This is a genomic window from Gemmatimonas sp. (assembly GCF_044345575.1).
Taxonomy (GTDB): domain Bacteria; phylum Gemmatimonadota; class Gemmatimonadetes; order Gemmatimonadales; family Gemmatimonadaceae; genus Gemmatimonas.
On record NZ_JBIJAW010000163.1, the window covers coordinates 1 to 7,453 of the forward strand.

Consider the following 7,453-nt stretch of genomic DNA (forward strand, 5'->3'; position numbering starts at 1 on the left):
TCTCATGCTGCGTGGATCGGCGCGACTCCTCGAGGGTTTCGATGGCCGCTGGCATCGTCGCCAACTGCTCCGCGCGCTGCCGATAGTAATTCCCGTCGACGCGCACGGTCTCGAGTTGCTCGGTGAGCTGGTCGAGCACCGTGGAGAAGTTGGCCCCGAGCGGGCGACCGCACGTGGGACACGGGCTCTCGTCGCCCAGCCCCTCGAGCGTCTCGCGCTGCTGCGACAGCTCGGTGTATTGAGTCCGCAGCGCCTCGAGGCGGGTTTCGGCTTCCTGGCGATCGCGCGCCCAGGCCGTGCGCTCCTGATCGAGCGTACGCTCCGTATCGGCCAGCGCATTGCGCAGCGTTTGCAGCTGCCCGGTCGTTTCCTGTTCCAGCGCCGGCGCGCTTTCGAGGCGCGCCGCGCGTTCGGCGAGCTTGGCGTCCTCCTCGGCATACGCGGACACGCGCTCCATGAGGGCCTGACGCCGCGCCTCGGCGGCCGCGAGCTGCTCCTGTGCCACCAGAGCGTCCCGCACCGTCGAGAGCGCGGTCATGCGTACGCGCAACGGCACCACATCATCGTGGGCCCGCGCAATCGATTCGAGTTCGCGCTCGAGCCGTTCGAGCTCGCGGGAATACCCAGTGGCCTCGCTTTCGGCCACCCGCAATTCCGAGGTGAGCTGCAGTCGACGGTCGCGCTGTGCCTGGGCGTCCTGCCACTGGGGCACGATGCCCTGCAGACGATCGGCCGCCAGCTGATGTGCGGCCTCGGCCTCTACCGCGCGCGTGCGCGCGACCGCGACACGCGCCTCCGCATCGGCCACGGCGCGCCAGATGGCATCGGGATCTGGCATGCCCTGCTTGAGACCATTGATCTCCGCCAGCAACGCGCGGCGGCGCTCCCGCGCCAACTCCTGCGCCCCGCTCAGACGATCGTATCCGAGCACGCGAGACAGAAAGCGGGCACGTTCGGCCGCACCAAGCGCGGCCATCACATCCAGTTCCTTCTGTCCCGTGAAGTAGGTGTGAAAGAACTCCGCGCGCGTCATGCCCAGCCGACGCTGCAGCAACTCCGTGGCGCCAGTGATGGTATTGGCAATCGGCGTTTCACCGCTGTCGAGGTAGACCTCGGCGTTGGTGAGCCCACGGATCACGCGATAGCGGTGTCCTGCCAGCTCGAAGTCGAGTTCCACCTTCACGGTGGCGCGACTGCCGGCGCGCGAAAACCGGATGCCATCGCGCGTCCCGCGCGCCGCCGCGTTGCCGTACAGCGCCCACGCAATGGCCTCGAGAATCGTTGACTTGCCAGACCCGTTGGGGCCGATGATCCCGGTGAGCCCCTTGTCAAAGGTCAGGCGCGTGTCGGCGTGCTGCCGGAAGTTCTGAAGCCGCAAGGAATGCAAACGCACGTCAGCTCTCCAGCACCGGCATCGCTGCCACGGCCGCGTCCTCGGCCTGTTGCAGGTAGCGCAAGCCGATCGCGACGAACTGCTCGCGATCCACCCCCACCGGCAGCGGGCGCTCCCGCAATCGCTCGCCCACGATTTCCGGGAGAGTGGCGCGACGCTGATGCGCGCCACCGCCACCGCTTCCGGTGCGCCGCGGGATCGGGTCTGGGCGCCGGGTATCGAGATGAAAGTGCGTGGCGCGCTTGCGGTACTCACGCAGCGCCGCATGATCGAGCTCCCGAACCACGTGGCGCGCCACGTTGCGCACCGTCACCCGCACGATGCGATCATCGATTCCGCCGGGAGCGCTGTCGACCCGCGCACGAATGGCGCTGTCGAGCTCCTGCGCGCCCATGCCACTGGCATCCACCGGCTCGAGATCGATCAGGGGCCGGGTGGGTGCGACCGGGTGGAACCGGTGCGTGCCGCGCACGAGGTCGTGCTCGATGAATCCCTTGCCGGGGATGCGCTGTTCACGCTCCTCACGCAGTTCTCCCCACGGATTACTGCTCGTGTAGTCGAGAGAGCCGCTGTAGTAGGCACGCGGCGCCACTTCGCGATACACGTGATAATGTCCGAGCGCCACATAGCTCCACGCGTCGGCGTGCAACTCCTCCGGCTTGATTTCGATGGCCGCGCGGTCGGCGGTCGCCACGTGCTCCGGGAGCATGCCGGCGATTTCGCCGTGCAGCAGCAACACGCGGTGATCGAATCCCTCAGGGGGCAGCAGTGGCGGCCGCTCGACGCCGGGGACATCGGGCACCGCGAGAACGGCCAGCGAGCGATTGGGAAAGGTGAACAGCTCCGGCTTCGCGTCGGCGACGTGCACGCCGATTTCCCTGAAGAGCCGCAGGATGCACCCCGTCTCCGCCGTACGCGGGGCGTCGTGATTGCCGGCGACCATCACGATGGGCGTGTCGGGGAGTCGATCACGCAGCATGCTCAGCACGCGGAAGGCGTGCAGGATGGCCGGGTTCGACGGGCGCACGGTATGAAAGACGTCACCACCGATCACGATCAGCTCCGGCGCCACGTCGACGATCTGTAGCGCCGCCCGCTGCAAAGTGGCGGCCACATCGGCCTCCCGCTGATTGATACCGGCGACGGTGAGACGCTGATACTGGCGGAAGCCGAGGTGGAGATCGGCGAGGTGGACGAGGCGCATGCCCAAACTTAACAGCGGGGACTGTGTGGGCTGGGTTTGTGAGGGCGGCTGAGGGTCATCCGCCGTACTCGTCGGGGGCGAACGGGCGCAACGCCCGGGGGCGGGCGGCCACCGCCTCCGCATCGCGCGGCGCTGGCGCGGCACGGCGCTGCAGCTCACGCGTGAATGCGGCCTTCACATGGTCAGGACGCGTACGAAGCACGGCATTGCGCGCGGCGAGCACCACGGGTTCGTCGTAGAGCATGATGGTCTGTTGAACCCAACCGAGTTCGATGCTCTCGTCGAGCCGCCGGAGGTCCCTCGTCACCGCCTGTGCCACGGTGGGTTCCGGCGCCTGCGGAAATCGCTCCACCCCTTCACGCCCCGTCATGACGGCCGGACGCGGGAATCGCACGAAAATGGGCTGCGTGAAATGCGGGTGCCGCACCATGAGTTGCCCCTTGTCGAGCGTGGCCAGCCGTGCCTTGACCGCCGGACTGAGCACCTGATACCCCGGTGTCGCCAGTTCATCGGCATCCATACGCCCGTACAGCGTGGTGCCGGCATTCCCCACCACGCGACGATGCACCTGCGAGCGGAACTGCTCGGCCCCGAACAGCACCAACCCCAGATAGCGGCCGCGCTCCGCGATATCGAGCAACATCTTGCGCACGTAGGTGTCGGCCCCGTCGTGCGGTGCATACTTGTTGAGCTCATCGACGAAGACGATCACATGGTCGACGCCCAGATCGCGCCGCTCGAGATGCTCGCGCAACTTGGACACCACACGCGCGAACACGAGGTCCTGCGCGTCCTCTTCGACATTGGCGACATCCACCACGTACACCGCGCGGTCCTCGAAGCTTCCGAACGGCATGTCGGACGCGAGACCATCATCGGTCACCAGCCCCGCACAGCGAGTGGAGAGGTTGGACAGGCGGTTGCGCACCTTGCGGATCGTGGCGGCGTGATGCGTGCGCCAGGTATCACCACTGGAGTCTTCGAGCGTGCGCAGGACATCGCGGAACCACGCGTCGAGATCGGCGAACGACTGCACCTGATGACGACGGGCGAGACCGGCATCCTCGAAGACGCGCCCCACCACGCGCTCACGAATGAAGTCAATGAGCGCATCGGCCTTGGCATCCACGTCATCCTTGTTGAGCAACACCTCGGCGAACTGCAATACCTCCGACAGCCCCCACGTGAGCGGCGTGACATCGGCAGCGAGGTCGGGGTGTGAGCGCAGCGTGTTGAGCGAGTGCCCGCGTGCCGTATAGGGCGCGTAGTAGCGTACGCGCTCGAACGGGGAGGCGGGCACGCCAAGCAGATCGTAGACCTCGCGGTCGGCATCAGTGAGCTGCCCCGGCTGATCGAGAAAGCAGAGGTCGGGCCCCTTCACATTGAAACACACCGCCGCCACGGTACCGCGATGCGCCGGGAAGTGGGTGAAGATGGACTGCAACAGCCACTCGATGGCGCTGGTCTTGGTGGCGAGCCCCGACACACCGGAGATGTTGAGGTGCGCAGCCTCGGGCCCCACGAGGAAGTCGGCATCAAGCAAGATCGGTGACTTCATCCCACCCGCCCGATACACACCCACGGGGATACCCGTACGCTTCGCCCCGGTAATGTATCCATCCATGCGCAGCGCCATGGCGACATCGTGATCATCGGCGAGATAGACCTGCCCCATCGGCACCGGCTGCAGCGGCTCCTCCGGCACATGGCGCAAGACCTGCGCGGTGTACAGACGGATCTCCGTGCGTTCCGTCGGCACGGGGATCGCTCGTGCCGGTTGGCCGTCGTACCCGAGCACGTCGTGCAGTGGTGATTCGAGATCGGAGTAGCTGAACCCCTCCACCACCACGCCGTACACCTGCGGAATCACTGCGTCCACCGGCGTGCTCCCCTCCACCCGCACGATGGTGCCGATCCCCACCGCGGCGTCGATCGCCGTCCAGAAATGAAACGTGTGCGGCGTATTGGGGCGCCGTTCGGTAGCGACGACGCGCCCGAGTGGGAGGCGCGGCGCGGAAGCAACGGGCACAGGCAGAGTAGTCACGAACCGATAAGGGCTTTCAGGTAGGACTCGACGGCGTACACGCCATACGCGAGTGTATGCCACCGCGTATCGGGCAACGAGACGGGATGACGTTCGAGGAGGATGGCCGCGGACAGACGATCACAGTGCCAGGAGAACTCGTCCAGCACGGTCGCAGGTACATCCGCATCGAGTACGGCAGGGGGCGGCACGACTTCCACCCGGACGAGCCCGAAGAGCGGATCACCCGCCATCGGCGCACGCCACCGCAAATACCAACTGGCCACGGCGCGCCGCAGCCGATGCCCTACGAGGAATGCCGCCGAGCGCTCACCCTCGCGCAGCGCCAGCACACGGCGTACGCTGTCGGCGTCACCGTACAGCGTGTTGTGGGACTTCACCACACCAAAGGCACGCGCATGCACCTCGAGCGCAATGTTGCCGGAGATCCCGCCGTCGATCCAGAGCCACCGCGCTTCCTCCGAGCACCACCGCGCCGCGAGCTGTCGCTCGAGCTGTTCACGCTCGAGCGACACCTGCGCCAACGCCCGCGCTCGATAGGCGTGCGGGTGAATATCGGAGGCCTCCCCTGTGTCGTCGGATGCATCGATGTCCGCCAGCGGGATTCCCGCGTCGGCAAGCTGATGCCACCACACCGCGCCAAGCGCACGTTGCGAAACCAGCAGCAATGGCCGCACCACCGGTTCGCGCCATGTGTGCAGGGAGCGATCGACGCGCTCGCGGATGGCCGCGGCCACGGTGGCGTACACGAGCGGTGTGCCGTCATGGTGCCCAAGCACGCGACTGCGCTGCACGCCGTCGAGGAAGGCACTGACCGTCGGGGTGTCGGCCTCGACAATGGGACGCGCCCCGGCGACTTCGAGGAGCGTGCACGGGGCCACCGCCGGAGACTCCGCGCGGGCGACGACCCGTTCGAGCGGCTCACTTGACTCCCACGCCCCCGGGGCCGAACGCAGCAGCGGCCGCAGGATCCGCAGCGTCGCCTGCGCGGACGGTCGGGACGAAGAGACGAGGGAGAACACATGTCCACGGTAGCGCGGAGGGCAGCGCGACACAACGCGCGACACCTCGCATGACACAATGCGCGACACGACACGCGCCAAGGCGCAGATGGCGGAGGGACAGGGTCTGGGAGCTCGGCGAGATACCCACCGGCGGGAGCGACGGGTGGACTTCCGTGTCGTTCCGTACGAAACTGCCTGCGTGATGCGCCTCCTCCCCCTTCCGCCAGCGGCCCGTCGTTTGGGCGCGACCGTCGCAACGCTCGTTACCGCAGGGGCGCTTGCCGCATGCGACGCCATCAAGGCCAAGTTGTACCCACCGCAGGTGGATCTCGGGTGGCAGGCCGACAGCGCGTTCCTCGCCCAGTCGCCCACCCTCCTGATGCGCGTCGTGCGCTCGGAGGCCGGGGTGCGGGCGATCCCCGTCGCGAGCGTGGACGCCAAGGGGCTGCGGGCGCTCAACCTGACCGACCGTGGATGGCGCGCGCTCGATGCTCAGGTGCTGAAGAGCGGGAGTTCGTTGGTACCGTACCGCGGCAGCACGGCACTGACGTCCGTGACGTCGACGCGCGGCATGTGGGAAGGCGCCATGCTCGACTCGCTGCGTGGCTGCGCGCTGCCGTATCCCGCCGCGGAGGTCGCCGTGCCCGCCGGCGTGGAGTTGCTCGTCTCCGGGCGGACGCCGCTGCCGGAACTGCCGAATGGCATCAGCGAGAGTGAACTGCAGGAGGTCCTCACGGTGGTGAACACCCTCGTGGCCCCGTCGGCGGGTGTGTCGCTCTCGCAGATGTCCCGCTACAAGCGCAGCGTGTCGGTGGTAGGGACCGGCGCGACGCCTGCCCCCACCATCGTGGTGACCTACGAGGATCCGGAGGAATTGCCCGACTCCGTGACGCGCATCGCCGAGCGGCCGCGGCAGCTCGTGCTGGTGCTCGACCGCGGCATCTACGGCTACAAGCCGTCGCTCACGATCGCCGACGTGACCACCACGCGCATTTCCCCGCGCCGCCGGTTCCTCGGGGCGCTCGATGCGGACGGCAACGGGAAGGCGGAGCTGTACTTCGGCCTGGCCAGCAGTGTGCCGCGCGGCGAACTCGTGACGTACACCTATCGGTATACGGGTGACACCTGGATTGCCGACTGGGAATTCGCGCGCACCCGCTGCATTCGCTGATCGCCGGCGTGCGCGTCGCCGATCACTCGACGCCGATGTCCCACGCCTGTTCGAGATCGCCCTTGCTGTACTGACGGAACGCCGTGAGGGTCTGCGTGCGCTGAATGCCCGGCACCTTGGCGAACTCCTGCGTCACCACGGTGGCGATCTGCTCGAGATCCGGCACGCGGACGATGGCCACCAGATCCCACGCACCGGAGACCGAATACACTTCGGACACGCCCTCAATACCGGTGAGGGCCGTGGCGCACGCCGGGATCCCCTTGGGGTCGGCCTGTACGAGTACGATCGTCGTGATCATGCGGTGTGTACTCCTGCTCAAGCGGTGAGACAGCGCGCGATGCGTGTGACGCCTTCCACGGCCACGCTCTCGGTCGTGGCATAGCTCGCGCGAATCCAGTTGGGCGTACCGAACGCGCTCCCCGGCACGATCGCCACCTGATACTCCTCCAGGACCGCCGCGGCGAACGCGGCTCCGGGATCGGCCGCTCCGCGGAATCCCTCCACGTTCACGTAGATGTAGAAGGCGCCGGCCGGGTGCACGTATTGCACGCTGGGGAACGCGGCCAGGGCGCCGACAACGGCGTCACGCCGCTGCCGGAACGCCTTCACCATCTCGTTCACCGCCACATCGGCC

The 7,453-nt window shown here is 67.5% G+C and carries 7 protein-coding genes; 1 reads left to right on the forward strand and 6 read right to left on the reverse strand.

Translation table 11 applies throughout. The features are described from left to right. The 4 genes from ACIQ6O_RS10440 to ACIQ6O_RS10455 form a co-directional block, all read right to left on the reverse strand. Positions 1 to 1,393: AAA family ATPase (locus ACIQ6O_RS10440; RefSeq protein ID WP_396207727.1), on the reverse strand; the 1,393-nt coding region annotated here is incomplete at its 3' end. Position 1,394: 1 nt separating this feature from the next. Next, positions 1,395 to 2,597, reverse strand: coding sequence for an exonuclease SbcCD subunit D (locus tag ACIQ6O_RS10445; RefSeq protein WP_396207728.1), 1,203 nt, complete (start codon positions 2,595 to 2,597; stop codon positions 1,395 to 1,397). A gap of 55 nt (positions 2,598 to 2,652) precedes the next feature. Then, the gene (locus tag ACIQ6O_RS10450; protein WP_396207729.1) at positions 2,653 to 4,641 is read right to left on the reverse strand and encodes an ATP-binding protein; all 1,989 of its coding nucleotides are present in this window, start codon (positions 4,639 to 4,641) and stop codon (positions 2,653 to 2,655) included. After that, a complete protein-coding gene (locus ACIQ6O_RS10455) occupies positions 4,638 to 5,663 on the reverse strand; it encodes a hypothetical protein (RefSeq protein ID WP_396207730.1) in 1,026 nt (341 codons plus the stop codon). The genes ACIQ6O_RS10450 and ACIQ6O_RS10455 overlap by 4 nt, the downstream gene beginning before the upstream one ends. 58 nt (positions 5,664 to 5,721) lie before the next feature. Between ACIQ6O_RS10455 and ACIQ6O_RS10460 the strand changes: the two genes are divergently transcribed. Further along, positions 5,722 to 6,816: a hypothetical protein gene (locus tag ACIQ6O_RS10460; RefSeq protein ID WP_396207731.1), complete on the forward strand. Its 1,095-nt coding sequence runs from the start codon at positions 5,722 to 5,724 to the stop codon at positions 6,814 to 6,816. A gap of 22 nt (positions 6,817 to 6,838) precedes the next feature. On the opposite strand, the gene ACIQ6O_RS10465 is transcribed toward ACIQ6O_RS10460, so the two are convergent. Both ACIQ6O_RS10465 and ACIQ6O_RS10470 read right to left on the reverse strand, forming a co-directional pair. Further along, a complete protein-coding gene (locus ACIQ6O_RS10465; protein WP_396207732.1) occupies positions 6,839 to 7,117 on the reverse strand; it encodes an Lrp/AsnC family transcriptional regulator in 279 nt (92 codons plus the stop codon). Positions 7,118 to 7,134: 17 nt separating this feature from the next. Next, on the reverse strand, positions 7,135 to 7,453 hold a 319-nt coding region (locus tag ACIQ6O_RS10470; protein ID WP_396207733.1), incomplete at its 5' end, for an aminotransferase class I/II-fold pyridoxal phosphate-dependent enzyme.

Coding starts and splice junctions, on each gene's coding strand:
- ACIQ6O_RS10465 (WP_396207732.1), bottom strand. CDS start 7,117: ATGATCACGACGATCGTACTCGTACAGGCCGACCCCAAGGGGATCCCG.
- ACIQ6O_RS10445 (WP_396207728.1), bottom strand. CDS start 2,597: ATGCGCCTCGTCCACCTCGCCGATCTCCACCTCGGCTTCCGCCAGTAT.
- ACIQ6O_RS10460 (WP_396207731.1), top strand. CDS start 5,722: ATGCGCGACACGACACGCGCCAAGGCGCAGATGGCGGAGGGACAGGGT.